19 protein-coding genes are annotated in these 25,409 nt (G+C 66.8%); 10 read left to right on the top strand and 9 right to left on the bottom strand.

What is annotated here, in order from left to right; genetic code table 11:
- Positions 1-38: 38 nt before the first annotated feature.
- Positions 39-437: a hypothetical protein gene (locus tag LQK81_RS06400; RefSeq protein WP_230804574.1), complete on the bottom strand. Its 399-nt coding sequence runs from the start codon at positions 435-437 to the stop codon at positions 39-41.
- Between LQK81_RS06400 and LQK81_RS06395 the strand changes: the two genes are divergently transcribed.
- Positions 415-936 (top strand): hypothetical protein, encoded by a 522-nt coding sequence (locus LQK81_RS06395; protein WP_230804572.1) that lies wholly within the window; start codon positions 415-417, stop codon positions 934-936. The genes LQK81_RS06400 and LQK81_RS06395 overlap by 23 nt on opposite strands.
- Positions 937-974: 38 nt before the next feature.
- On the opposite strand, the gene LQK81_RS06390 is transcribed toward LQK81_RS06395, so the two are convergent.
- The 5 genes from LQK81_RS06390 to LQK81_RS06370 all read right to left on the bottom strand — a co-directional run bounded on the left by LQK81_RS06390 (position 975) and on the right by LQK81_RS06370 (position 9,585).
- The gene (locus tag LQK81_RS06390) at positions 975-2,534 is read right to left on the bottom strand and encodes a trimethylamine methyltransferase family protein (protein WP_442967083.1); all 1,560 of its coding nucleotides are present in this window, start codon (positions 2,532-2,534) and stop codon (positions 975-977) included.
- A 314-nt stretch (positions 2,535-2,848) separates the two neighbouring features.
- Positions 2,849-4,078, bottom strand: a complete 1,230-nt coding sequence (locus LQK81_RS06385; protein WP_230805592.1) for an aromatic ring-hydroxylating oxygenase subunit alpha — start codon at positions 4,076-4,078, stop codon at positions 2,849-2,851.
- 40 nt (positions 4,079-4,118) lie between these two features.
- On the bottom strand, positions 4,119-4,595 hold the full coding sequence (locus LQK81_RS06380; RefSeq protein WP_230804571.1) for an HXXEE domain-containing protein: 477 nt from the start codon (positions 4,593-4,595) through the stop codon (positions 4,119-4,121).
- Between the two features lie 95 nt (positions 4,596-4,690).
- Positions 4,691-7,138 (bottom strand): GcvT family protein, encoded by a 2,448-nt coding sequence (locus tag LQK81_RS06375; RefSeq protein WP_230804569.1) that lies wholly within the window; start codon positions 7,136-7,138, stop codon positions 4,691-4,693.
- Positions 7,135-9,585, bottom strand: a complete 2,451-nt coding sequence (locus tag LQK81_RS06370) for a GcvT family protein (protein ID WP_230804567.1) — start codon at positions 9,583-9,585, stop codon at positions 7,135-7,137. The genes LQK81_RS06375 and LQK81_RS06370 overlap by 4 nt, the downstream gene beginning before the upstream one ends.
- Positions 9,586-9,905: 320 nt before the next feature.
- Here LQK81_RS06370 and LQK81_RS06365 point away from each other — a divergent pair, with 320 nt between their 5' ends.
- The 3 genes from LQK81_RS06365 (at position 9,906) to LQK81_RS06355 (ending at position 14,837) form a co-directional block, all read left to right on the top strand.
- Entirely contained in the window at positions 9,906-10,754 is an 849-nt protein-coding gene (locus tag LQK81_RS06365) for a LysR family transcriptional regulator (protein WP_230804561.1), read from the top strand.
- A 108-nt stretch (positions 10,755-10,862) separates the two neighbouring features.
- Positions 10,863-14,138: an adenylate/guanylate cyclase domain-containing protein gene (locus tag LQK81_RS06360; protein WP_230804560.1), complete on the top strand. Its 3,276-nt coding sequence runs from the start codon at positions 10,863-10,865 to the stop codon at positions 14,136-14,138.
- A gap of 18 nt (positions 14,139-14,156) precedes the next feature.
- On the top strand, positions 14,157-14,837 hold the full coding sequence (locus LQK81_RS06355) for a redoxin family protein (protein ID WP_230804559.1): 681 nt from the start codon (positions 14,157-14,159) through the stop codon (positions 14,835-14,837).
- Between the two features lie 28 nt (positions 14,838-14,865).
- Here the strand turns inward: LQK81_RS06355 and LQK81_RS06350 are convergent, their stop codons facing one another.
- On the bottom strand, positions 14,866-15,885 hold the full coding sequence (locus LQK81_RS06350) for a GlxA family transcriptional regulator (protein ID WP_230805590.1): 1,020 nt from the start codon (positions 15,883-15,885) through the stop codon (positions 14,866-14,868).
- A gap of 139 nt (positions 15,886-16,024) precedes the next feature.
- Between LQK81_RS06350 and LQK81_RS06345 the strand changes: the two genes are divergently transcribed.
- The gene (locus tag LQK81_RS06345) at positions 16,025-17,026 is read left to right on the top strand and encodes an alpha/beta fold hydrolase (RefSeq protein WP_230804553.1); all 1,002 of its coding nucleotides are present in this window, start codon (positions 16,025-16,027) and stop codon (positions 17,024-17,026) included.
- A gap of 178 nt (positions 17,027-17,204) precedes the next feature.
- Entirely contained in the window at positions 17,205-18,914 is a 1,710-nt protein-coding gene (locus tag LQK81_RS06340) for a glycoside hydrolase family 32 protein (RefSeq protein ID WP_230804551.1), read from the top strand.
- A 34-nt stretch (positions 18,915-18,948) separates the two neighbouring features.
- On the opposite strand, the gene LQK81_RS06335 is transcribed toward LQK81_RS06340, so the two are convergent.
- Positions 18,949-19,437: an anthrone oxygenase family protein gene (locus LQK81_RS06335; protein ID WP_230804549.1), complete on the bottom strand. Its 489-nt coding sequence runs from the start codon at positions 19,435-19,437 to the stop codon at positions 18,949-18,951.
- 229 nt (positions 19,438-19,666) lie between these two features.
- On the opposite strand from LQK81_RS06335, the gene LQK81_RS06330 reads away from it, so the two are divergent.
- Both LQK81_RS06330 and LQK81_RS06325 read left to right on the top strand, forming a co-directional pair.
- Positions 19,667-20,464, top strand: coding sequence for a DUF1194 domain-containing protein (locus LQK81_RS06330; RefSeq protein WP_442967081.1), 798 nt, complete (start codon positions 19,667-19,669; stop codon positions 20,462-20,464).
- Between the two features lie 170 nt (positions 20,465-20,634).
- The gene (locus LQK81_RS06325) at positions 20,635-21,825 is read left to right on the top strand and encodes an aromatic ring-hydroxylating oxygenase subunit alpha (RefSeq protein ID WP_230804547.1); all 1,191 of its coding nucleotides are present in this window, start codon (positions 20,635-20,637) and stop codon (positions 21,823-21,825) included.
- A gap of 145 nt (positions 21,826-21,970) precedes the next feature.
- Here the strand turns inward: LQK81_RS06325 and LQK81_RS06320 are convergent, their stop codons facing one another.
- Positions 21,971-23,395 carry an aminotransferase gene (locus tag LQK81_RS06320; protein WP_230804544.1) on the bottom strand — a complete coding sequence of 475 codons (1,425 nt, stop codon included), beginning with the start codon at positions 23,393-23,395 and terminating at the stop codon, positions 21,971-21,973.
- Between the two features lie 254 nt (positions 23,396-23,649).
- On the opposite strand from LQK81_RS06320, the gene LQK81_RS06315 reads away from it, so the two are divergent.
- Together LQK81_RS06315 and LQK81_RS06310 are read left to right on the top strand one after the other, a co-directional pair.
- A complete protein-coding gene (locus LQK81_RS06315; protein WP_442967080.1) occupies positions 23,650-24,567 on the top strand; it encodes an ABC transporter permease in 918 nt (305 codons plus the stop codon).
- Positions 24,567-25,382, top strand: coding sequence for an ABC transporter permease (locus tag LQK81_RS06310; RefSeq protein ID WP_230804542.1), 816 nt, complete (start codon positions 24,567-24,569; stop codon positions 25,380-25,382). Before LQK81_RS06315 ends, LQK81_RS06310 begins: the two co-directional genes overlap by 1 nt.
- The last annotated feature ends 27 nt before the right edge of the window (positions 25,383-25,409 follow it).

Genomic DNA, 25,409 nt, shown 5'->3' with positions numbered 1-25,409 from the left:
AACGCGACACAGCCCTTACCCTTTGACGTCTGTCGCTGTCAGTTGGCCCGGCGCTCCATGACGCATTGCTGACATCCTTCATCGGCGATGCCGGGTTGACGGTGGTGCGCAGTAATCGCAGATGCCACCGGCGTCGTTACCTTCCACGAAGACCTGCCCGACCAAAGCCACACCAAACCTTGCGGTTCGACCCGTCGCCTCGCTGCTTCATCAACAGCTGTCATCTGCCAATACGAAGGCTTGACGCGGGTCGTCTTCCCCTCCTTCCGATCACAATCCTGCGAGAAAAGCTGCGCAACCGCCGCAAGTGCCGCGAATGTCGCGCTTGCCTCCTCCCCATCCCCAAGTGAATGGTTGCGAAGGCCTTTTGGCTTCACCCGCGTCACGCTATAGGAGATGACGAGGAGGATCTTGATGGTCTGGGCATTCGCTGTCATCGCTGTCGCCACGCTCTATCTCGCCTTGCGCTTCAAGCGCTTCCAGAGCTGGGTCGAGCCGGTGCTGACGATCACCGTCGCGATCGGCCTGGCCGCAGCAGCCCTCATCTGGCTGACCGACAGCCGCAGCGTCGTGCCGGAGCCGGTCGTTCCCCGCAACATGATCGCGCCCGAGGAGATCGTGCTCTCCGACATGCAGTTCGCCGTCGGCCAGCCGGTGACGAGCTACCGGGTCACCGGCACCATCACCAACAACAGCACCGCCACGCTCCAGTCGATGCTCCTGACGATCACGCTTGCCAACTGCCCCGGCGGCGCCTGCGTGCCGGTCGGCACCGACAGCGGCCTGGTCGTCGTCCGCGTGCTGCCGGGCCAGAGCAAGCCCTTCACCACCTTTGCCGTCTTCACCGGCAGCGACCTGCTGCAGATCACCGACCCGGAATGGACATGGACGGTCAGCGACGTACGGGCACTTCCGCGATCTGTCCCGGCCCAATGAGGCCGGGGGCATGAGCGGTCGAACCGGGGGCGTCCCGCTCAGAAATGGATCCTGAACTTCTCGCGCACCGCCCGGTCCACCTCCGCGTCGAACAGCGGCCCGCCGGCTTCGGCAAGGATGCGGTTCTTCCGCTCGATCGCCTTCGCGATCAGATCCGGTCTGCCGATCTCGGCCCATTCCTTCGGGCTCGTGCGGTCGGCGACAACAGGATAGATGTATTCGGTCTGCATCAGCGACAGGGTCTGCGGGTCACCGAGATAGTGCCCGGGTCCGCCGAGGCAGACCGAACGCATCGTCTCCAGCGAAACCGTGTCCTCGGTGACGTCGATGCCGCGGATGCAGCGCTGCACCTGGCCGAGCAGGTCGTCGCCGAGCACCAAGCTTTCCAGGCAGAAGCCGAGCAGCGAAGCATGCATGCCGACCGCCTCGTAGACCATGTTCAGCCCCGACAGCCCCGCCATGACGTTCGAGATCGCCTGCTCCCAGCCGGCCTGCATGTCGGGCAGCTTGGAATCGGCGATGCCGGCGGCGGCCCCGCCCGGCAGGCCGTAGAACTGGTGCATCTGCGCGCAGCCGGCCGTGAGCAGCGCCTGCTCGCCCGAGCCGCCGGACATGGCGCCGGTGCGCAGGTCCGAGACGAACGGCCAGGTGCCGAAGATCGCCGGATGGCCGGGCGCCATGGCGTTGACATAGACGACGCCCGCGAGGCACTCGGCGACTGCCTGCACGATCGCGGTCGCAAGCGGCGCCGGCGCCGTCGCACCCGCCTGCCCCGCCGACAGCAGCAGGATCGGCATGCCGGCCCGGATGCAGGCCTCCATGGTGATGCAGCTCTCCTCGGCGAACTTCATCGGCGGCACGACGAAGCAGTTGGAGTTGGAGACGAACGGCCGCGCCCGCCACTTGTCCTCCCCGCCGGCCATCATGTGGATCAGGTCGAAGCAGCCCTCGACATGCGAGGGATCGGAGAAGCTGGTGCCGACGTGCTTGGAAGTGCCCGCACAGCAGCCGTAGAGCGTGTTGATGTCCATCAGGAAATTGTCGGCCACGTCCCGGCACACCATCGCCCGCTGGAAGAAATGCACGTTGTCGAGGTGGTGGACGAGCTGGGCGGCGTTGAAGAGATCCTTTGCGGTGGACTCGCGATACTCCCGCTTTTCCACGTCGACGATGTGCACCGCAGCTCCCGCGGTGCCGTAGTAGACGCGCGTGCCGGTCAGTTCGAGATCGAATTTCGGGTCGCGGCCATAAAGCGTGATGTTGCGCGCGGCGACCGAGAGCATGTCCTCCACCAGCGCGCGCGGAAAGCGGATGCGCCCGTCCTCGCCGAGGACCGCGCCCGCGCCGGTCATGATCTCGACGCCGGACTTCGGCGCGTTGGCCAGCCCGATATTCTCCAGCGCATCAAGTGCTGCCTCGTGGATGCGGCGCACCCCCGCCTCGCTCAGCGGCCTGTACTGCCCGCCGGAAAGACCGGGGCGAACGGGGCGGACATTTTCCGCCAGCGGCGCCGCCCGCATGGCGACACGCGCGGCGCGACCGCCGGCCCGCCGGGACGCCGGCACTTCTGACGTCTTCGTTTCTTCGACCATGCTCATTGCGCCCTCCACATGCTGCGGCTTTGCGCGACCGAGGGGCGCGAAAGCGGATTCAGAACTTCAATTTCCCTGCGTAGTCCTTTGAATCGATTCCATTTCCCGAAGCGCATGACGCACTCCTGCTGCCTCCACCTCCGTCACCCCGGACTTGATCCGGGGTCCAGCCACGCCGCGTCTGCGGCGTGAGGAGGTGCACTTTCCGCGCGCAAGGACTTGCGCGCGCTGGATGCCGGATCAAGTCCGGCATGACGGTGGCTGAGGAGGCTGCCCGAGCTACAATCCACGAGCTTCTCATCACCCACAAAGCCCTCCCCTCACGCCCGGCTGATCTCGTCCAGATACCAGTCGATGTAGCGCAGCTCGTTCTGTTCCATCGGCGCGATCGGGCCGGGTTCGAAGTAGTGCGAGCGCACGCCGCGGGCAGTGTGCTCGATGATCGCCTTGTCCTCGTCGGTGGTGACCTTCCACAGCCAGGTCAGCCGGTCGAGGTCGTAGTCGCGCCCCGCCTCGGCCTTGCCGTCCACCAGCCAGATCAGCTCCATCTCGCAGGTCCCGGCCGTCTTCGGGATGAAGCGGTAGATCATGCCGTGGTCGGGGTAGCAGACGAGGAAAGTGGTGCCGCCGAGGTGGATCGAGGTGACCCCGCCGTCGAAATCGGTGAAGCGGCCCATCAGCGGCGCCACCGCGCCGCCGTCCTCGCTGCCGCTTTTTACCCCTTCATAGAGCGCGTAGCGGAAGGCGTGGATCGCCTCCTTGCCGTCCCCGGACGTCTGCCAGTGGTTGCCCGAGCCGACCTCGATGCCGAGCGAGCAGGTGCGCTGCTCCATCGCTAGGTTCATCGCCTCGATCATGTGCAGCGGCTGCTCCAGCGCATGGGTCTGCGAATATTCCGGATGCGCCGGGCCGCAATGGTAGCACTCGACGTAGTTTTCGACCGCGAGCTTCCAGTTGGCGTTGACGGCATAGCTCTTCCGGTGCGCGACCTTCGCGTTTGCCCAGCCGTACTGGCCGCAGGTCGCATGCAGCAGGTGCTCGACCTCGGTGAAATCAAGCGGCTCGGCCGCGAACGAGATGAACACGAGCCCCTCGACCACCCGCACGTGCAGCTTCTTCAGCCCGTGGTCCTCGCGCTTGAACTCCTTCGGCATCAGCCGCGCGGCGCGCAGGGCCCCGTCGTTGGAATAGGTCCAGGCATGATAGGGGCAGACGAAGACCCGGGCGTTGCCCTTGTCCTTCGTGCACACCTCGGCGCCACGGTGGCGGCAGACGTTGAGCAGCGCATGGATCGAGCCGTCGGCATGGCGCGTCAGGATCACCTGCTCGTCGGCGATGCGGAACAGCTCGAAATCATTGGCGTTCGCAATCACGCTCTCATGGGCGATGCAGTGCCAGTGGCGGCGGAAGACCCGTTCGAGATCCCGCTCGTAGATGTCCTGGTCGTGGTAGAAGGCGCGCGCCAGGCCATGGCCCGGCCGGTGCTCGGCCACGAGGCGGTCGATCCGGTCGCCGGAGGGCGTGTTGAGGTCCTTGAGATCGGTAACGATCACCTGAAAGCTCCATGAAGCGAGAAAGAGGAAGTCACTGTCATTTTTCAGCCTGCTGGAAATAGGCTCGCGCCTTCAGGTGCAGCATCACCACCGGATAGGCCATCAGCAGCGCCCCGCCGAGGAAGGCCGAGAGGCCCGTCGCGACATCGAGGTGCCCCTCCTCCGCCGCCTTCATGAAGATCGCCGTCCCGAGCGGCAGGAACAGCACCACCGCAGTGGCGAGCCCCGGCGAGAAGCGCCCCTTCGTCCGGATCACCGGCAGGATGTGGAAGAAGACGGCGTTGATCAGCATCAGCGCTGCGAAGATCAGGGGAATCAGCGGCACGGTGGGCGCCAGTTGCGCCTGGGCGATGCCGACCGCGATGACCACCGCATTGGTGACGTAGAAATCCGTCCATTCGACCGGCAACCCGATGACGCCCCGCGCCCAGTTGCGCCAGTCGAACGTGTGTTCCTCCATGATGTGGATGGCATAGGCCGCCATCGCCAGCCAGGCGAGATCCTGCAAGCTCATCGAAACCTCCAGTCAGGCCGCGTGCGGGCGGCAACCAAAATCGAAAATTTCCGTCTGCTGTCCTGAATGCCTGTCTGCCGTCTCGAACTCCTGCTCTACATGCGTACCCGCGCTGCCTTGGGGTCGTACATCGGCGCAAGCGACGCCTCCGCCTTCACCCGCACGCCGGCGATCTCGATCTCGTAGTCCGACGCCAGCACCTCGTCCTCGCTCTCGCCCTCGCAGGGCACGTAGCCCATGCCGACAGCGCCGCCGAGGAAATGGCCGTAATTGCCGGACGTGATCGTCGAGACGATCCTGCCGTCGCGCACCAGCGCCTCGTTGTGGAAGAGCAGCGGCTCCGGATCGGCGAGCCTGAACTGCACCATCCGGCGATTGAGCCCCTTGTCCTGCCGGCGCAATACCGCCTCGCGGCCGATGAAATCGCCCTTGCCCGTGCGCACCGCAAAGCCGAGCCCGGCCTCCAGCACATGGTCCTCGTCGGTGATGTCGTGGCCGAAATGGCGGAAGGCCTTCTCGATGCGGCAGCTGTCGAGCGTGTGCAGGCCGCAGAGCTTGAGGCCCACATCCGCACCCGCCGCCTCGAGCGCCTCGAACACATGCGCCGTCTGGTCGGTCGAGACGTAGAGCTCCCAGCCGAGTTCGCCGACATAGGTGACGCGGTGGGCGCGGGCGAGACCCATGCCGATCTCGATCTCGCGGGCGGTGCCGAACGGATGGCCGGCGTTGGAAAGGTCGTTCGGGCTGACCTGGCCCATCAGTTCGCGCGCCTTCGGCCCCATCACGCAGAGCACGCTCTCCGCCGCCGTCACGTCAGTGACGACGACGAACTCGTCCTTGAGGTGCTTGCGCAGCCAGGCGAGGTCGCGCTGCAGGGTCGCGCCGGGAACGACGAGCAGGAAGGCCGTCTCCGAAAGCCGCGTGACCGTCAGGTCGCTCTCGATGCCGCCGCGATCGTTCAGCATCTGGGTGTAGACGATCCGGCCGGCCGCCACGTCCATCTGGTTGGCGCACATCCGCTGCAGGAAGGCGAGCGCATCGCGCCCCTCCACACGAATCTTGCCAAAGGAGGTCATGTCGAACAGGCCGACGCCCTCGCGCACGGCCATGTGCTCCTCGCGCTGGTTTTCGAACCAGTTCTGCCGCTTCCAGCTGTACCTGTATTCCCGCTCCTGACCGTCTCTCGCAAACCAGTTGGCGCGCTCCCAGCCGGCGACCTCGCCGAAGACGGCACCGCGGGCCTTGAGGTGCTCGTGGATCGGCGAGCGGCGCACGCCGCGCGCGGTCGCCATCTGGCGATAGGGGAAATGGTCGGCATAGAGCAGGCCGAGCGTCTCCGATACACGATCCTTCAGATAGGCGCGATTTCGCTGGAACGGCTGCGCCCGGCGGATGTCGACTTCCCACAGGTCGAACGGCGGCTCGCCATCGTTCATCCATTGCGCCAGCGCCATGCCGGCGCCGCCGGAGGAGACGATCCCGATCGAATTGTAGCCGGCCGCCACCCAGTATCCCTTGATCTGCGGCGCTTCGCCCAGATAGTAGCGGTCGTCAGGCGTAAAGCTTTCCGGCCCGTTGAAGAAGGTGTGGATGCCGGCCGTTTCCAGCATCGGCATGCGGTTGACCGCCATCTCCAGGATCGGCTGGAAGTGGTCGAAATCCTCCGGCAGCTGGTCGAAGCAGAAGTCCTCGCGGATGCCGTCCATGCCCCAGGGCTTGGCCTTCAGCTCGAAGGCGCCGATCAGCATCTTGCCGGCGTCCTCCTTGTAGTAGGTGCATTCGTCCGGCACGCGCAGCACCGGAAGCTGCTTCAGCCCATCGATCGGCTCGGTGACGATGTAGAAGTGCTCGCAGGCATGCAGCGGCAGCGACACGCCCGACATGTCGGCGAGCGTCCGTCCCCACATGCCCGCCGCATTGACGACGTTCTCCGTCTCGATGGTGAAGCTCTCGCCGTCCCGCTCGCAGGTGACGCCCGCTACCCGGCCGTCCTTCGTGACCACGGAGGTCACCTTCACGCCCTCGATCACGGTCGCGCCGTTCTGGCGCGCGCCCTTCGCCAGCGCCATGGCGATGTTGGCCGGGTCGCACTGGCCGTCGAGCGGAAGATGCACCGCCGCCTTGATGTCGGCGGTGTTGAGGTGCGGATACATCGCCTTGACCTCGTCGACCGAGATCTCCCGCACATCGACGTCGAACGCGCGCGCCAGCGAGGCCTGGCGGTAGATCTCCTCCTTGCGCTCCTCGGTCAGCGCCACCGTCATCGAGCCGTTCTGGCGCATGCCGGTGCCGATGCCGGTCTCGGCCTCGAGCTTGACGTAGAGGTCGGCGGAGTACTTCGCCAGCCGCGTCATGTTCTGCGAGGCGCGCAGCTGGCCGATCAGGCCTGCCGCATGCCAGGTGGTGCCGCAGGTCAGCTGCTTGCGCTCCAGGAGAACGACGTCGGTCCAGCCGAGCTTGGCGAGATGATAGGCGACCGAGCAGCCGGAGACGCCGCCGCCGATGATGACCGCGCGGGCTTTGGTGGGGATGGGCTTGGTCATGCGCGCAGTCTTTCATTGCTGGGATCGAAGAGCGGGCCGTCCGGCTGGACGATGGCCTTGAAGCGGTCGCCGTAGATCTCGACCTCGATTTCGGTGCCGGGTTCAGCGAGGTCGGCGCGCAGCATACCGAGCGCGATCGACTTGCCGGTGCGGTAACCCCAGTTGCCCGACGTGGTCTCGCCTACCACCTTGCCGCCATGCCAGAGCGTCGACATGTAGGGCGCATCGCATTCGCCGGCGTCCACGGTGAGCAGCACGAAGCGCTTGGAAACACCCTGCTGCTTCTCCCGCTCCAGCGCCGCCTTGCCCTTGAAGTCGGGCTTGGACCAGTCGACGAAGCGTTCCAGCCCGCCCTGCAGCACGGTGTAATCGGTCGAGAGGTCGCCCTTCCAGGCGCGGTAGCCCTTCTCGATGCGTAAGGAGTCCAGCGCCTCCATGCCGAACGGCTTCAGCCCGTGCGCCTGCCCCGCCGCCCAGACGGCGTCGAAGATGGTCGCCGTATCCTCCACCTTGGTGTGGATCTCCCAGCCGAGTTCGCCGGGGAAGGAGACCCGCACCAGCTGGCACCAGCGGCCGGCGATCTGGCAGCTCTGATGCGTCAGCCAGCCCTTCGCAAGGTCGGCATCCGAGACCTCGGCGAGGATCGCCCGCGAATTCGGACCGGACAGGATCTGGCAGGAGAAATTGTCGGTGACGTCGTCGATGGTGAACGCCGCATCGCCGGGCAGGTGCTTCTTCAGCCATTCGAGATCGTGCCATTGCGCGGTCGCCGCCGTGATCAGGAAGAAGAAGTCCTCGTCCAGCATCATCACCGACATCTCGGTGACGATCCGTCCCTTGTCGTCGGCGAAGTAGGCGAGGCCGATGCGGCCAGGTTTCGGGACGCGGCCCGTAATGAGCGAGGACAGCCACGCCGTCGCTCCCTCGCCCTTGACCCGGTAGCGCGAGAAGCCGGGGAGGTCGAGGATGCCGGCGGCCTCGGTGACGGCACGGCATTCCGCCTCGATCCGCGGCCGCCAAGGGCCCTCGCGGTTCCAGGTCTGCGTCGCCTCCTCGGAGGTATCGTCGCCGGGGGCCGCATACCAGTTGGCGCGTTCCCAGCCGTTATAGGGCTTGAACTGGGCGCCGAGGGCCGCAATCCGGTCGTGGATCGGCGAGAGCTTGCGGTTGCGGCCGGCCGGCCAGGCGTGCTTCGGAAAATGCATCGCATATTCGTGGCCGTAGATCTCCATGCCCTTTTCGATGCAGTAGTCCTCAGCCGAAGCGAAGCTCGTGTAGCGGCGCGGGTCGCAGGACCACATATCCCATTCCGTCTCGCCCTCGGTGATCCATTCGGCCAGCACCTTGCCCGCGCCGCCCGCCTGGCAGATGCCGAAGGTGAAGACGCAGGCCTCGAACGCGTTCGGCACGCCCGGCATCGGTCCGATCAGCGGGTTTCCATCGGGCGCATAGGGGATCGGCCCGTTGATCATCCGCGACAGGCCGGCGGTGCCGAGGATCGGCACACGCTCGCAGGCATCGTTGAGATACCATTCCAGCCGGTCGAGATCGTCCGGAAACAGCTGGAACGAGAAATCGTCCGGCATCGGATCGTCCGGCGTTACCCAGTGCGCCTTGCAGTTCTTCTCGTAGGGACCGAGGTTCATCCCGGTCTTTTCCTGGCGCAGATAGTAGGAGCTGTCGACGTCGCGGAGCAGCGGCAGCTTGTGCCCGGCCTCCTTCGACCAGGCGGCGAGCTCGGGGATCTCCTCGAACAGGATGTACTGGTGGCTCATCACCATCATCGGCACGTCGCGGCCGAACCATTTGCCGACCTCGCGGGCATAGTAGCCGGCAGCGTTGACGACGACCTCGCAGCGGATCTCGCCCTGCGCGGTCGAGATCACCCATTCCTCGTTCTCGCGCCGTGCGCCGGTCGCCGGACAGAAACGGAAGATCTTCGCGCCTAGGTCGCGGGCCCCCTTCGCCAAGGCCTGCGTCAACTGCGCGGGGTCGATGTCGCCGTCATAGGGATCGTAGAGCGCGCCGGTCAGTTCGTGCGTCTCGAGGAAGGGATACCTGCCGCGCATCTCGTCGGGCGAAAGGATATCGAGGTCCATGCCCTGGTAGCGGCCCATGCCGACGACGCGCTTGAACTCCTGCAGCCGCTCCTTCGAATGCCCGAGCCGGATCGAGCCGGTGACGTGGTAGTTCATCGGATAGTCGACGAGACCGCCGAGCTCGCGGTAGAGCGAGGCCGAATAGCGCTGCATGTTCATGATCGACCAGGAGGACGAGAAGGTCGGCACGTTGCCGGCCGCATGCCAGGTCGAGCCGGCGGTCAGTTCGTTCTTTTCCAGGAGCACGCAGTCGGTCCATCCGGCCCGCGCCAGATGGTAGAGCGCCGACGCTCCGACTGCCCCTCCCCCGATGATCACGACACGCGCATGCGACGGCAGGTTCGACATTCTCTTCCCCTTGATTGCCAGCGATTTGTGGCAACCAAATCGACGCCCGGCAAGCGGCCAGAATCCGCTTTATTGATCGAAGAATTCGATTAGTGTCGGCGCTAGGAATTCACTTCGAATTTGGGGCGTGCCCCTCATCCGCCTGCCGGCACCTTCTCCCCGTGAACGGGGAGAAGGCCGCAAGTTGCGCGGCCGCTTCCCGAGGCAGCGTCAATGGCCGGGCGAGGCGTCGCGACAGCGTCCCTTCTCCCCGCCTGCGGGGAGAAGGTGCCGGCAGGCGGATGAGGGGCAAACTCCAGGGCAAGGCGCGGGCACAACCCATGCAGATCGAACTCATCGAGACCTATCTCGACCTGATGGAGAGCCGCAGCTTCAACCGCACCGCCGAGCGGCTGAACCTGACGCAATCCACCGTCTCACACCGGATGAAGGCGCTGGAGGCGGTGCTGGGCCGGCCGCTTTTCGCCCGCAACAAGGGCGGCACCCAGCCGACGGCTGCGGGCCTGCGCTTCCACGACCACGCCAAGGCGATCCAGCACCAGTGGCGCGAGGCGGCGCGTGCGGTGGAGAGCGCCGGCGCCTACGAGCGCTCGATGCGCATCGGCCTGCAGCACGACCTCGCCGCCCACTATGCCGGCGACTGGCTGGCGGCCATCCGCAAGGAACTGCCGGGCACCTCGATCTATCTCGAAATCGACTATTCCAAGCAGATGAACGGCGACCTCGCCGCCGGCGACCTGGACCTTGCGATCCTCTACACCCCCCACCATCTCCCGGACCTGCATTACGAGCGCATCGGCGAGGTGAACTACGAACTCGTCTCCAGCAAGGTGACGACACTCGCTGACGTGCGCCCGGAAGACTATATCCAGGCGGTCTATTCGCCGGCCTTCGACCGCCTGCACCGGCAGGCGCTGCCGCATCTTTCCACAGCACCGATCGCCAGCGGCGAGACGACGGCGATCATCGCACTCCTGACCAAGCTCGGCGGCTCCGCTTTCGTCATGGCGCCGGATGCGCGGCGGCTGACGCGGACAGGCGCGGTCAGCCGCGTCCAGGACGCCGAGCCGATCCCGCAGACCGTCCATGCCGCCGTCAACGTCCGCACCCGCCACGCCCACCAGCACCGCCGCATCATCGGCCTGCTGCAGGCACTCCTGAAAGACTGAGGCCGGGACGACCCGAAAGCCGCCCGATGCAATTGCAACGCCGCGCCCGCAGGCGCATGATCCGGTTGTCGGGATCACCGGTCCCGGCATTGCGACGGGGCGCGTGCGATGAATTGCCCGGCATGCGGTTTCAAGGTCGAGGGCGGCTTTGCCTTCTGCCCGAAATGCGGGGCGCCGCAGCAGAGGCGATGCACCTCCTGCGGCCAGGCCTGCCCGCCCGACTATGCCTTCTGCCCCAAATGCGGGACGGCCCTTGCCCCCGCGGCCCGGAATGCGGGGGCACCCGCCGACCGCCGCCAGGGTGGCAAGCCTGCCCGCCGGCCGGCAGCGCAGGACCAGCCCCCGCCTCGCCCGGATGCAGAAGCCGAGGCCGACCGGCGCATTGTCACCGCCCTCTTCGCCGATCTCTGTGGCTACACCACGCTTGGCGAGACGATCGATCCGGAAGTGCTGCAGGCGCTGCAGAACGAGATCTTCGAGGAACTGAGCGCTGCCGTCGCGGCCGAAGGCGGCTTTGTCGACAAGTTCGTCGGCGATGCCTTGCTGGCCCTGTTCGGCGCGCCCGTCGCCCACGAGCGCGACCCGGAGCGGGCGCTGCTGGCCGCCCTCGACATGCGGGCGCGGATGGGGCGCATCGCCGAACGCTGGCAGGCGCGCCTCGGCCAGCCGCTGGCGTTGCACATCGGCGTCAACACCGGTCCCGTCGTCGCCGGCGCGGTGGGCGCGGGCGGCAGCAAGTCCTATTCCGTCACCGGCGACACGGTGAACACCGCCCAGCGCCTGCAGGCCATGGCCGGCACCGGCGAAATATTGGTCGGCGCGCTCACCTGCCGGCTGACGCAGCACGCCTTCACCTTCGCAGCCCTCGGCACCATGCCGCTGCGCGGCAAGGCCGGCGAGACGCCGGTGTTCCGGCTGGAGGCGTCCCTCGACGCCCCGCCGCCGGCGCGCGGGCTTTCGAGCTTCGGCATCGACATCGCCATGATCGGCCGCGACGCCGAGCTTGCCGCCCTGCTGCGCTGCCTCGAGTCCGTCCGCGCCGGAGCGACCCAGCTGGTCCGCGTCGCCGGCGACGCCGGCATCGGCAAGACCCGCCTGGTCGAGACCTTCCTCGATCGCGTCCGCACCGGGCAGCCGGACATCACCATCCGGCAGACCGCCTGCTCCTCGCTCGGAGAACCGTCCTACGGCACGCTGGCGGCAGCCCTTCGCCGCGCCTACCAGATCGACCCGGCTGCCAGTCTGGAGCACACCCGCCCGCTTCTGCTCGCCGGGCTGAACGGGCTCGGCCTCTCCGGCGAGGAGATCGGGCGGCTGGAGCCCCTGTTCCTGTTCCTCCTCGGCTTCGGCGATCCGGACGAGGCGCTGCGGCACCTGGAGCCGGACCAGCTGCGCCGGCAGATCTTCCATGCCATGCGGATGCTGTTCGAGCGCCGGATGGAGCAGGCGCCGCTTCTGGTGGTGATCGAGGACCTCCACTGGGCCGACAGCGTCTCGATCGACGCGCTGCGCTTCATCATGGACCGGATCGAGAGCCGCCGGCTGATGCTCCTGGTCACCCATCGCCCCGGCTTCGAGACGGAAATGCTGAGTTCCGCCCGCGCCAGCCAGACGATGCTGCGGCTCAGGCCGCTGGCGCTCGAGGAGGCAAAGGCCCTGCTTAAGCAGGCGCTGGGCGGCGATGTCCTGCCCCACGGGCTGCGCGAGCGCATCGTCGAGCGGGCCGAGGGCAATCCGTTCTTCATCGAGGAGATCCTGCGCACGCTGATCGAGACCGGCGTGCTGCATCGGGAGGCCGCGGGCTGGGAGGTGACGACGTCAGCCGACGAGACCGGGACGCCGCTCGGCATCCAGGCAATGATGCTGGCCCGCATCGATCGCCTCCCCGCCGATGCCCGGCGTCTGGCCCAGGTCGCGGCCGTCATCGGCCACAGCTTCGACCTGGCACTCCTGAAGGCGCTGCCCTGTGGCGTCCACCACATCAGCGCAAGCCTGCGCCAGCTCGGCGAGGCCGACATCGTCGAGGAACTGGCGGACATTCCCTCCCAGACGGCACCGCGCTACGCCTTCCGCCAGAAGCTGCTGCAGGAGGTTTTCTACGACAACCTTCTGCTGCGCCGCCGCACCGAGCTGCACGGGGCGATCGGCGCCGTGCTCGAGAGCCGCTATGGCCCTTCGCCGGAACACATGAACCAGCTGATCGAGCTCGGCCATCACTTTGCCGCCTCGCCCGAAAAGGAAAAGGGCGTGCGCTACCTCACCGCCGCCGGCGACCTCGCCCGCATGGCCAACGCCAATGCCGATGCGCTGCGCCTCTATGCCCGCGCCCTTTCGGCCGCCGAGGCCGCAGGCGGCGACGGCTGGCGGGCGCCGGGCGAGCGCTATGCCGACCTCTGCCACCCGACCGGGCGGAGCGAGGAGGCGCGGCACCTCTACGACGAGCTTCTGGCCGCAGCCCGCGACAAGGGCGAGGTGACCACGGTGGCACGCCTGACGCGCAAGCTCGGGCAGCTCGCCTTCGATACCGGCGACCGCGAGCGGGCGACCGCCTGCTTTGCCGAGGCGGCGGGCCTTCTCGAAGGCGTCGACGCACCGATCGAGCTCGCCCACCTGATGCAGCGCCAGGGCCACCTTGCCTTCCGCGCCGGGGACTACAGGCGCGCAATGCTATGGGCCGACCGGGCGCTGGAATGCGCCAATCATCTCTCCTCGCATCCGGGCCCCGCGGAGAAGGCGGAGATCGCCCTCGCCATCGCTCGCGCCTTCAACACCAAGGGCGTCGCCCTCGCCCGCCTCGGCCAGACCCGCGACGCCGTGCAGATGGTCGAACGCAGCGTCGAGATTTCGCTGGCCGCAAGCCACCTCAACACCGCCTGCCGTGGCTATACGAACCTCGGGGCGCTCTACACCACCATCGATCCCGCCCGCGCGATCGACGTCTGCCGGCGCGGCTACGACATGGCGCAGCAGATCGGCGATCTCGGCCACCAGGCCCGCCTGCTCACCAACCTCGCCGTCGCCTATTGCACCTTCACCGACCGCTGCCTGAGCGAGGGCCTGCCGGCGATCGAGGAAGCGCTTTCGATCGACCGTGCGCTCGGCCTGCGCGACCACCTGCCGGTGCCGCTCCTGGTCCTCGGCCAGATCCGCCAGTGCCACGGCGCGACCGCAGCCGCCCGCGGTCATTACCTCGAGGCGCTGGACCTCGCGCGCGACAGCGCGGAGGCGCAGCTGTTGTTTCCGTGCTATGATGGACTGGCGACGCTCTGCCTCGATCTCAACGAATTGGGCGAGGCCGAACGGTATTTCGAGCTGGCGCGGCAGGTCTGCGCCAGACACGGCCTCGACCCTGACGCGCTCATCGTCCTGCCGTTTCTCGACTAGCCAGAGAGGAGCATAGCAATGGCAGAGCATGCAATGGAACGGCCGCTTCGCCCGGGGGATCGCGCTCCCAACGTCGTGCTCGACGCGATCAACCACGGGGGCAAGGTCGCACTCGAGGATTTCCGCGGACAATCGGCAGTGCTGGTGGGGCTCTATCGCGGGCTGCAATGTCCCTTCTGCCGCCGGCACATTGCCGCCACGGCCGAACTCGCCTCGTCGCTGCACGAGAAGGGCATCGACAGCCTGACCGTCGTCAACACCCCGATAGAGCGTGCACGGCTCTATTTCCGCTACCATCCGCTTCCCGGCGTGATCGCCGCGTCGGATCCCGACAGCATCGCCCATCGTGCCTTCGGCCTGCCCAACGCGCAGTACACCGAGGACGAGGACCAGTGGCCCTACAAGATCTCGATCCCGACGGTGATGGCGATGCGCGTGGAGATGCCCGGCGAACTGCCCGGGCCGATGAACCCCTTCGACGCCTCGACCTACCTCAACCGGCGCGACGGCTACGAGATGACGCCCGAGGACGACAGGACCGACGAGCGGGCGGGCGGGCAACTGGTGGGAGAATTCCTGCTTGACCGCGACGGCATCGTCCGCTGGTCCTTCACCGAAGTGGAGGGCGACGGGTCGAGCATGTTCGCAATCCCGAAGGCAGACGAACTGATGTCGGCGGCCTCACAGCTTCCCCACTAAAGCCCTTTCCTGACGCCCTGCCCGCCCTTCAGGCCGAAACCGTCTCCGCAGGTCCAGGCGGACGCTGTCCGCCTGCGATGGAGAACCGCATGCGGTACTCGCTCGGCGAGATCCCGAGGATCTTGCGGAAGATCTTGCGATAGGCGTTGCTGTCGTCGTAGCCGCTCTGCCAGGCCACCTGCTCGATGGAGAGATAGGAGCGCTCGAGCAGTTCGCGCGATTTCGCGATCCGGAGCCGCTGGGAATATTCGGTCGGGTTGATGCCGGTCGCCTTGTGGAAGCGGCGCAGGAACGTCCGCTCGCCGAGCCCCGCCTTCTCCGCCATCATCTGCAGAGTGATGCCCTTGGTGTTCGCGCCATGCAGCCAGTGCTGGATCTTCAGGATCACCTGGTCGCCATGGTCCATGCGCGGGGCGAACACGCTGTAGTAGCTCTGCTCGCGCGCACCCGGATCGACCACCATGAAGCGCGCCGTCTCCAGCATCACGGTGGAGCCCATGAAGCGGTCGACCAGCTTCAGCCCGAGGTTGATCCACGCCATCATGCCGCCGGTGGTGATGATGTCGCCCTCGTCGATCATCAGCTTGTCGGTATCGACATGCACCTGGGGAAAGCGCCGGGCGATCTGCTCGGCATGCGACCAGTGCGTCGTCAGCGCCCGTCCCTCGACCAGGCCGGATTCGGCCAGCAGGTAGGCGCCGCCGCAGACGGAGCTCATCACGGTCCCCTCGGCGTGCCGCTGCCGCAGCCACTCCGATATCTGCGAGAGGTCCCGCTTCACCTGCATCTCGATCTTCAGCGTCGGCGGCAGGATCAACGCCGAAAGCTGGCCTGGCGGCAGTTCCGGATGGCTGTCGAAGCCCCGCGTCACCGATCCGTCCAGACCGAGCTTCCAGTGGCTGGCGCGGATCTGCGGCGCATTCGTCTCGTGCTGTTCCCGGCTCTTCAGGTTGGCCACGTTGAACATGTCGGTCAGCCCGTAGACGGCCGACATCAGCGCCTCCTCGTGCACGACGATGCCGATCTCGGCCGGGTCCATGGCCGTCACGTTTGTCAATTCTGCCCCCATCGTTGTCAGCTTTGCCGGTCGAGCGGTTCGGCGAGCGGTTGTATCTATTCAAGCACAGCTTCGGAACGGAAGCCAAGAGTTGAAACAAAACAACGACCTGCTTGAAAGGAACGCAGTTATGGCAAAGGCAACCGCAACCACCGCAACAGCCACCGTTTCCCGCCGCAACATCCTCGCCGGCGCATTCGGGGCAGCCGCAACCGCCGCCGCGATCGGCGCAATCCAGTCTCCTGCAAAGGCAGCCGACACTGCCGCAACCGGGACGAAATCAGAAGGAGCAAGGACCATGGGCAGCACCATCATCACCCGCGACGGCGTCGAGATCTACTACAAGGACTGGGGCCCGAAGGACGGCCCGGTCGTCGTCCTCGCCCATGGCTGGCCGCTGTCGTCCGACAGCTGGGAGGCGCAGGCCTTCCACCTCGCCAGCAATGGCTTCCGCGTCATCACCCATGACCGCCGCGGTCACGGCCGCTCCAGCCAGCCCTGGGACGGCAACGACATGGACCATTATGCCGACGACCTGGCCGACGTGATCGAACAGCTGGACCTGAACGACATCTTCCTGGTCGGCTTCTCCACCGGCGGCGGCGAGATCACCCGCTACATCGGCCGCCACGGCACGGGCCGTGTCAAGAAGCTTGGCCTGATCTCAGCGGTGCCGCCGCTGATGGTCAAGACCGACAAGAACCCCGGCGGCCTGCCGAAGGAGGTGTTCGACGGCCTGCAGGCGGCGAGCCTCAAGGACCGCTCGCAGCTTTACAGGGACATCGCCTCGGGTCCGTTCTTCGGCTTCAACCGGCCGGGCGCCACCCCTTCGCAGGGCATGATCGACAGCTTCTGGCTGCAGGGCATGACGGGCGGCCACAAGAACACCTATGACAGCATCGTCGCCTTCTCGCAGACCGACTTCACCGAGGACCTGAAGAAGTTCGACGTGCCGACCATCATCATCCACGGCGAGGACGACCAGATCGTGCCGATCGACGCCGCCGGCCGCGCTTCCAAGAAACTGGTGCCGCAGGCGATCCTGAAGGTCTATCCGGGCGCCCCGCACGGCCTGACCGACACCCACAAGGACCAGTTGAACGCCGACCTTCTGGAGTTCGCCCGGTCCTGAAGACCAGGTCCCGACCGGTTGCCCGGGCACCCATGGATCCTTGACAGCCGACGCCGCCCGACCGGGCGGCGTTTCTGCGTGAACGGACCCGGTCGCAGCCCGCCCTGCCGGCTTCGGGGTTTCCGTTTCGCCTTGCGCTTCTATGTCTTGTCCCATGAACCAGACGAGAGAGAATGCGATGAACGACCGGACACCCGCCGAAACCGACACCATCCGCACCCTTGCGGTCGACCTTCCGGTCAACGCCACCTTCCACATCTGGCTGAAGGCCGTCGAGCCGGGCGGCATGGGCTCGGTCTCCTTCTCCAATACGCGCGGCAAGTTCGGCGAGGTGGCGAGCGCGAACGCCGAGGAATATGGCCTCAGGCTCTACCAGGTCTTCGGCGGTGGCCCGGTGGAGGTGAGTTACGACACGGCGACGACGGCCGTCTCGGTGATCTACTGGTTCACCGCCGCCGACGTGCTGGAGACCGGCATCACCGTCGTCCATACCAGCAAGAACAACGCCCCTCCGGACCTTCCCGGCGGCTATCACTTCCGCCCGCCCTTCGGCTGGATGAACGACCCGAACGGCTTTGGCCGCTTCGACGGCCGGCCGCATCTCTTCTACCAGCACTATTCGCACGGGTTGCGCTGGAACACGATGCACTGGGGCCATGCGGTCTCTTCCGACTACCTGCGCTGGCGCCACCTGCCGATCTTCCTCTTTCCCTCCGAGGACCTGATGGTCCGGCCCGACAAGCGCGGCGGCGCCTTTTCCGGCACCACCATCCCGCTGGTCGACGGCCCCGGCATCCGCGTCTTCTTCACCGAGCAGGTGGCCGACCGCCAGCCCGAGCAGCAGATCCAGCTGACGGCCACTTCCTCCGACCTGATCACCGCCGGACAGGCCGAGGTGATCCTGCCGAGCCGGCCGACCGGCCAGGGGCTGACGCTCGATTTCCGCGACCCCTATGTCTTCCGCGGACCGGACGGCTTGTGGAAGATGCTGCTCGGCAGCCAGAGCGACGACGGCGGCGTGATCCTGCTCTACGAGACGCACGACCCGACCGCCGCGGCCGGCTGGACCTATCTCGGCAAGCTGCTGGTGGAGGAGCGCTATCGCACCACCGCAATCGAATGCCCCTGCCTGCTGCCCCTGGACGGACCGGCGACCAGCCCCTCGACCCGCTGGGTGCTGATCTACGGGCTGATGCACAGCCGCGACGAGGCGACCGGCCGGCAGAACCTGACGATGGCCGACGTCGGCTGGTTCGACGGCCGCCACTTCTCCAAGGAGTTCGGCCAGGAACTCGACTTCGGCACCGACAATTACGCCTTCCAGGCCTTCCTCGACGGCGACCGCGTGGTGGGAATCGGCTGGCTCGCCAACTGGGCCGACGCGGACCCGGACATCGACTTCCCGACCGCCATGACCTTGCCGCGCGCGCTGCACCTCGTCGACGGCAAGCTGCTGACGCCGCCGATCGGCGCGGCCGAAAGCCTGCGCGCGCGCATCCTCGACCGGACGCGGCTTTCGGCCGGCGAAACGGTGACCTTCGACGGCGGCGCCGTCGAGATCCTGTTCGATCTCGCCGAGCCGGGCACGGCGTTCGAGCTGGCGCTCGACCATCCCGACGCCGAGATCGCCGTGTTCCGCGACCAGCACGGTCTCGGCATCCGCTACGAACGGCCGGGGCAGCCGCCGTCGCCGCACTACGTCGCCCGCGGCGCAAACCCGCGCCGGGTGCGCATCTTTCTCGACTACGGTTCGATCGAGGTCTTCGCCGACCGCGGCCGCTGGACCGGCACCAAGCGCATCGACGGCTTCAAGCCGATCCGTTCGGCCCGGATGACGGCGGCCGCAGGCGCCGTCGCGCAGGCGACGGTCTGGGCGCTCAAGCCTTGAGGCGGTGGCAACTGTTCTCGCATCCGGCCGGCTGTCAGGCGCCCGCCATCCGTCCGTAGGCGAGCACGAACAGAACGAGGCTTGCGAGCGAGGTCGCCGTGCGCACGTGGTTCCAGGCGGTCCAGGTCGCAAGGTAGCCGCCCCAGAGCGCGGCCGCCTCGGCGCTCTCCGGCGCTGCGGCGGCCAACGCATCGTTCATCGGCACATTCACGACGATCGTCACACCGATCGTGCCCGCGAGGAAGACGAGCGCCGCCGCCATGGCGAGCCCGCTTCCCGGCGTGCCCTGCAGGAAGGCGATGACGATGACGGCGAGCGCCACGACCGCCGTGCCGAGGAAGACGATGAAGAACAGCGGGCTCTGGATGACCTCGTTGATCGCGTTCATGGCCGTGATGCCGTCCGGCACCGGCAGGCGCGCGAGTGCGGCCATGATGCAGACGGAGAAGATGAAGAACAGGCCGGCGTTCAGGCCGGCGCCGACCGACGCGATCAGGACGAGATAGATCAGTACCGATGCCATTGGCGTCTCCTCGTTTCGGCTTGCGGGTCCGCGCGGCGAACCGTCGGTTCCGGCGCATAGGGATCGCATCACCGAGAGTTGAACGCAATTGCGATTCTGCCGGGACACCGGGCCGTGTTACAGTTCCGCAAGATATGGCTGACGCAGGACGATGTGTCGCGCATTTCCTGCCGGTTTCGTTTTCGCCCCACCGGGCGCCTGCGAACACGTCCGAAGGAGGGAATGCTGCATGCTGGCTGCCGCACTCGCCACGCTCCTGAGCATCACCGCCTATGGCGAGCCGACCGGCGTCGCCGCCGAAGCCGGCACCAGTGTCGATCTCGAACTGGTCCTCGCCGTCGACGTGTCCGGCTCGATGGACCTGGAGGAGGCGCAGATCCAGCGCGCCGGCTACGTGTCGGCGCTGATGCACCCGGAATTTTTGTCCGCGGTCCGCGAGGGATTCCAAGGGCGCATCGCTATCAGCTATTTCGAATGGGGCGGCACGATCAGCAAGAATTCCCAGATGCCGTGGATGCTGATCGAGACGGCGGCCGACGCCGAGCGCTTTGCCCGGATGATCAAGGAACGGCCCTTCGCCTCCATGCGCGGCACTTCCCTCTCGGCGGCCATCGCCTATGGCTCGACCCTCTTCGCCGGCAACGGCTATGCCGGCACCCGCCGGGTGATCGACGTGTCCGGAGACGGTCCGAACAATTACGGCGCCCCCGTCACGCCGGCGCGCGACGCCGCGACCGCGCTCGGCATCGTCGTCAACGGGCTCGCGATCATGATCCGCCCATCGGCCGCCTACGGCCCGCTCGACCGCTACTATGCCGATTGCGTCATCGGCGGCCCCGGCGCCTTCGTCGTCTCGGTGCAGGAGCCCGAGGATTTCGCGATCGCGATCCGCCGCAAGCTGATCCTCGAGGTCAGCGGCAACCGGCCGCCGGCAACCGTCATCCCCGTCGCCGGCGATGCCGATTGCATGATCGGCGAGAAGCTCCGGCCCGGCTTCGACCGCACCTATCCCGAACTCGACCGGTAGGGACTCGCCGGGTCCGCCGGGCGCACGGACAGGCGCCGGCAGGCCCCGGCCGGCCGGGCCACGACCTGCCGCATCGGCCGGAAATTCCTCCGAGAGGCCCGCAACCTATTCCTCTGCTTATGAAAACGTGCTTTAATTGAATGAACGTTCAGCAAAATATGGGGAAGACCATGAACGAGGTGATCCGTGACATCTCCATTCCGAACGACTGGGATCGCAGCGGACTGCCCGGCTGGTGCTACCACAGCGCCGCCCTGCTGGAGCTGGAAAAGCAGCATGTCTTCCGCGAGCACTGGCAGATCGCCTGCCACGTCTCCGACATTCCGGAGGCCGGCAACTACATCACCCTCGACATCGTCGGCGAGCGGGCTCTGGTCCTGCGCGACCAGGAAGGCGCGGTGAAGGCCTTCCACAATATCTGCCGCCACCGCGGCTCGCGGCTCGTCGCCGACGGGAGCGGCACCTGTCGCAACGCGCTCGTCTGTCCCTTCCACGGCTGGGTCTACAATCTTGACGGAACGCTTAGGGGCGCTGCCCGCCCCCGCTCCTTCCCGCCGATGGACAAGAACGAATTCGCGCTGAAGACGATCGAATGCGAGGTGTGGCAGGGCTTCGTCTTCATCCGCTTCGCCCCCGGGCCGCAGCCCTCCGTCGCCGAGATGATGCGCCCGTTCGAGGCCGAACTCTCCCACTACCGCCCGGCCGAAATGGTGCCGGTCGGGGAGATCCACACGCAGGAGACGCCGGTCAACTGGAAATCGGTGCGCGACGTCGACAACGAAGGCTACCACGTGGCCATGGCCCATCCGGCGCTGCAGGATCTCTACGGCTCAACCTACTACGACGAGCCCTTCGTCGACGGGCTCTGCCGGTCCTTCGCGACCTTCAACCCGCATGCCGGCCGCCGCTGGAGCGTCGGACGCTACGTCAAGATCGCGCCCGAAAACACCGCCCTGCCCGCGCACCTGCGCAAGGCGTGGATCTATTTCGGCCTGTTCCCGAACGCGGTGATTGCGGTGACGCCGGAGAGCCTGCAGTTCTACCAGGAATTCCCGCTCGCGGTCGGCCGCACCATGCTGCGCGGCGCCGTCTACCGCTACCGCGACGAGACCCGCGAGCAGGCCGCCGCCCGCTACCTCGCCGCCCGCATCGATCGCGACACCCAGGCCGAGGACGTGCAACTGACGATCTGGTCCAACGAGGCAATGACGTCTGCCGCCTTCGCCGGCTTCTACCTCTCCGACCTCGAATACGGCGTGCGCACCCACCACGATCACCTGCGCAAGGTCCTGCCGGTGATGACCCTTGCCGAGGCCCCGGAGGAAGGCGGCATGGCGGCGGTGAATGCCGGGATGCGGTGAGCGGCAACGATCGCCGCTTCGAGCGAGCGGGGCGCGGACGGCGCAGCAAGTCCACCCGGACAGACAACGGGAGCGGGCGACGACATGGCCTTGCGGCCAGGACGCCTGATCCGAGGATCATCGCCCGCCCCCGGAGGCCCCCGCCTCAACCCTTCCAGAGCCGCTCCCGCACAAGATCGTCCATCGTCAGTTCGATGCCGCGGCGCAGGATGTCGGCCATGTCGTCGATCTGGGCCTGCGTGATCGTCAGCGGCGGCGACATCACGCACATGTTGATCAGCGGCCGCACCAGCAGCCCCAGTTCCTGGCAGTGCCCGTCGATGCGCTTGCCCACCTCCAGGTCGAGCGTCAGCGGATTGTTGCTGACCCGGTCGGCCACGCATTCGACGCAGGCCATCAGCCCCATGCCGCGCACCTCGCCGACGAGCGGCAGGTCCTCCAGCGCCTTCAGCCGCGACTGGAAGTGGGCGGAGACGGCGCGGGCATGCTCCAGCAGGCCATCTTCGAGGATGTCGAGGTTCTTCAGGGCCACCGCGCAGCCGACCGGATGGCTGGAATAGGTCAGCCCGTGCGCGAACATCGCCTCGGAGTGGTTGGAGCGGCGCAGTTCCTCCAGGAGCCGCCCTGCGATCATCACCCCGCCGAGCGGGAAGTAGCCCGAGGTGACGCCCTTGGCGAAGGTGATCATGTCCGGGTCGAGCCCGAACACGTCTTCGGAGGCGAACACCTGCCCGAGCCGCCCGAAGGCCGTCACCACCTCGTCGGCGATGAAGAGGATATCGTGTTCCCGGCAGAGTTCGCGCATCCGCAAGAGATAGCCGTCCGGCGGCACGATGACGCCGCCCGAGGCCATGACCGGTTCGGCGACGAAGGCGCCGATGCGCTCGGCCCCGGCCGTCTCGATGAGAGTGCGGAACTCGGCGACGAGATAGTCGCAGAACTCCGCCGCCCCGACGCCGTCGGGCCGGCGGAACGGGTTCGGGCAGGTGAGCTTGACCACCTGCTCGCCGGCGCTGTCCATCCAGTCGTGGTCGCGCGGACGGCCGTTCAGCGAGGCCGACAGATAGGTCGAGCCATGATAGCCGCCCTGGCGGGAGACGATCAGCTTCTTCTCCCCCCGTCCCTTGACGTTGTTGGCGAACTGCATGAAGCGCAGCGCCGTCTCGACGGCCGACGAGCCGCCGGTCGTGTAGAACACGTGGTCGACGCCCTGCGGCGCATGATCGGCGAGCCGCTTCGACAGGATCGCAGAGGGCGCGTTCGTCGTGTACCAGGGCGAGTTGTAGGAGAGCTCCATCGCCTGCGCGGCCATGACGTCGGCGAGTTCCCGGCGCCGGTGGCCGGCATTGACGCACCACATGCCCGCCGGTCCGTCGATCAGCCTGCGGCCCGCCGCGTCGGTGACGTAGATCCCCTCGCCGGCCTCGAGCCGCCCGCGCGCTTCCGCCCCGATCGATCCCGATACCGGCCAGGGCTGCACGAGGTGCCCCTCGGCAAGGCGGGTCAGTTCGTCCTTTGCCTCTTCGCCTGCAGAGCCGGCTTCCAGGATCGTCTTCGGTATCGCAGCCATTCCCCACTCCGGACCAATATTGACAGTATACTCAGGCATTCAACATATTGAAACAAAACGAGTTTCAATAATATATTGAATGTTCGTTCAATCAATATCTCAGAAAAACCGCTTGATTTCAATGCCGGTTTGCGCTCATCTTCAATCCGGGAACAGCAACGAGCCGAAAAGGCGGTCGCGATGTCGCAAATGCAGGGGAGCGGGCGCTGTCCCGCACCGGTTCGCCACGATCAGCGCGCGAAACGAGCGAAACCATGAGTTCCGTGGCGATCGACTCGTCGCCGGGAGCGGTCAAGCCTGCGGCTCGCGGCCGGTGGATGCGCAGCGAGGAGGCCCGCGGTCTGGCGATGATCTCGCCGACCCTCCTCTATGCGCTCGCGCTGCTGCTCGTCCCGGTCACGCTCGTCGTCGCCTACAGTTTCTGGACGCAGAACTACCTCGAAATCGACCGCTCCTTCACCCTGGAGAACTATCGCCAGGCCCTGACCGAGCCGATCTACCGCGACCTGTTCATCCGCTCGCTGTGGATCTCGCTCGCAACCAGCGCGATCACCGTCGGCTTCTCCTATCCGGTCGCCTGGTTCATCTCCTTCCATGGCGGGGCGCACAGGAACCTCTGGCTCTTCCTGGTCACCATTCCCTGCTGGACCAGCTACCTGCTGCGCGTCATGTCGTGGAAGGTGATCCTCGGCTACGGCGGCGTGCTCAACACCGGCCTGATGTCGGCCGGCCTGATCGACCAGCCGATCACCTCGCTTCTCTACAACGCCAATGCCGTCGTCATCACCCTCGTCCACAGCTGGGCGGCCTTCGCCATCCTGCCGATCTACGTCTCCCTGCAGAAGATCGACCGCTCGCTGATCGAGGCGGCGCGCGATCTCGGCGACGGGCCGATGCGCGCCTTTCTGCGCGTCACCCTGCCGCTGTCCATGCCCGGTGTCGTCTCCGCCTTCCTGATCGTGATGATCCCCACCGTCGGCGACTATGTCACGCCCAAGCTGGTCGGCGGCAAGGACGGGGTGATGATCGCGACCGCCATCCAGGCGCAGTTCGGCAAGGGCGCCAACTGGCCGCTGGGCGCAGCACTCTCGGTCACCACCATGGTGCTCGTCTCCCTCGTCGCGGCCGCCGTCGTGCTGGCCCTGCGCCTCGTCGTCCGGAGGATCCGCTGATGCTGCTGCACAGGCTCCGCCTCCTCCCCTTCCTGCCCGTCTATGTGGCGGTCTATTTCCTCTTCCTCTACCTGCCGATCCTGCTCCTGCCGGTGTTCTCCTTCAACGACGCGGCCACCACGACGTTGCCGCTCGCCGGCTTCACGACCAAGTGGTACGCCTCGCTCTGGGGCAACACGGTGCTCCTGCAGGCGGCGCGCAACAGCCTGATCGTCGGCGTCTGCGTCTCGCTGATCAGCACCATCCTCGGCATCTGCGCCGCCCGCGCCATCACCCGCTACCGCTTCCGCGGCCAGCGCCCCGCCACGGGCCTGATCATGGCGTCGCTGTTCTTGCCCGAGATCATCGTCGCCGTGTCGCTCCTGATGATCGTTCTGCAGATGGGGCTGGAACTGTCGCTCGTGACCGTCATCCTCGGTCAGGTCGTCTTCTGCATCCCCTATTCCATGTCCGTGCTCGTCTCCGGATTCGAGGGCTTCGACCGCAGCCTCGAGGAAGCCTCCTACGACCTCGGCGAGACGGCGATCGGCACCTTCCGGCGCGTCACCCTGCCGGTCGTGGCGCCGGCGATCGTCTCCAGCCTGCTCGTCACCTTCACGATCTCGCTCGACGAGTTCATCCTCGCCTTCTTCCTTTCCGGCACCGAGCCGACGCTGCCGGTCTATATCTGGGGCCAGCTCCGCTTCGCCGCGAAGCTGCCCGGCGTGCTCGCGCTCGGCAGCCTGATGATCCTCGCCTCCGTCCTCCTTCTCACCGCAGCCGAGGTCATGCGCCGGCGGGCGGAGCGACGCACGCAAGCCACCCCCGCGCCCTGACAGGAGCCCGCCATGCCGGACCGCCCG

The sequence above is a fragment of the Rhizobium sp. GN54 genome, from assembly GCF_021026345.1.
GTDB lineage: Bacteria > Pseudomonadota > Alphaproteobacteria > Rhizobiales > Rhizobiaceae > Mycoplana.
Note: the sequence above shows the minus strand (reverse complement) of the source record. Positions and strands in the feature narration are given on the sequence as shown.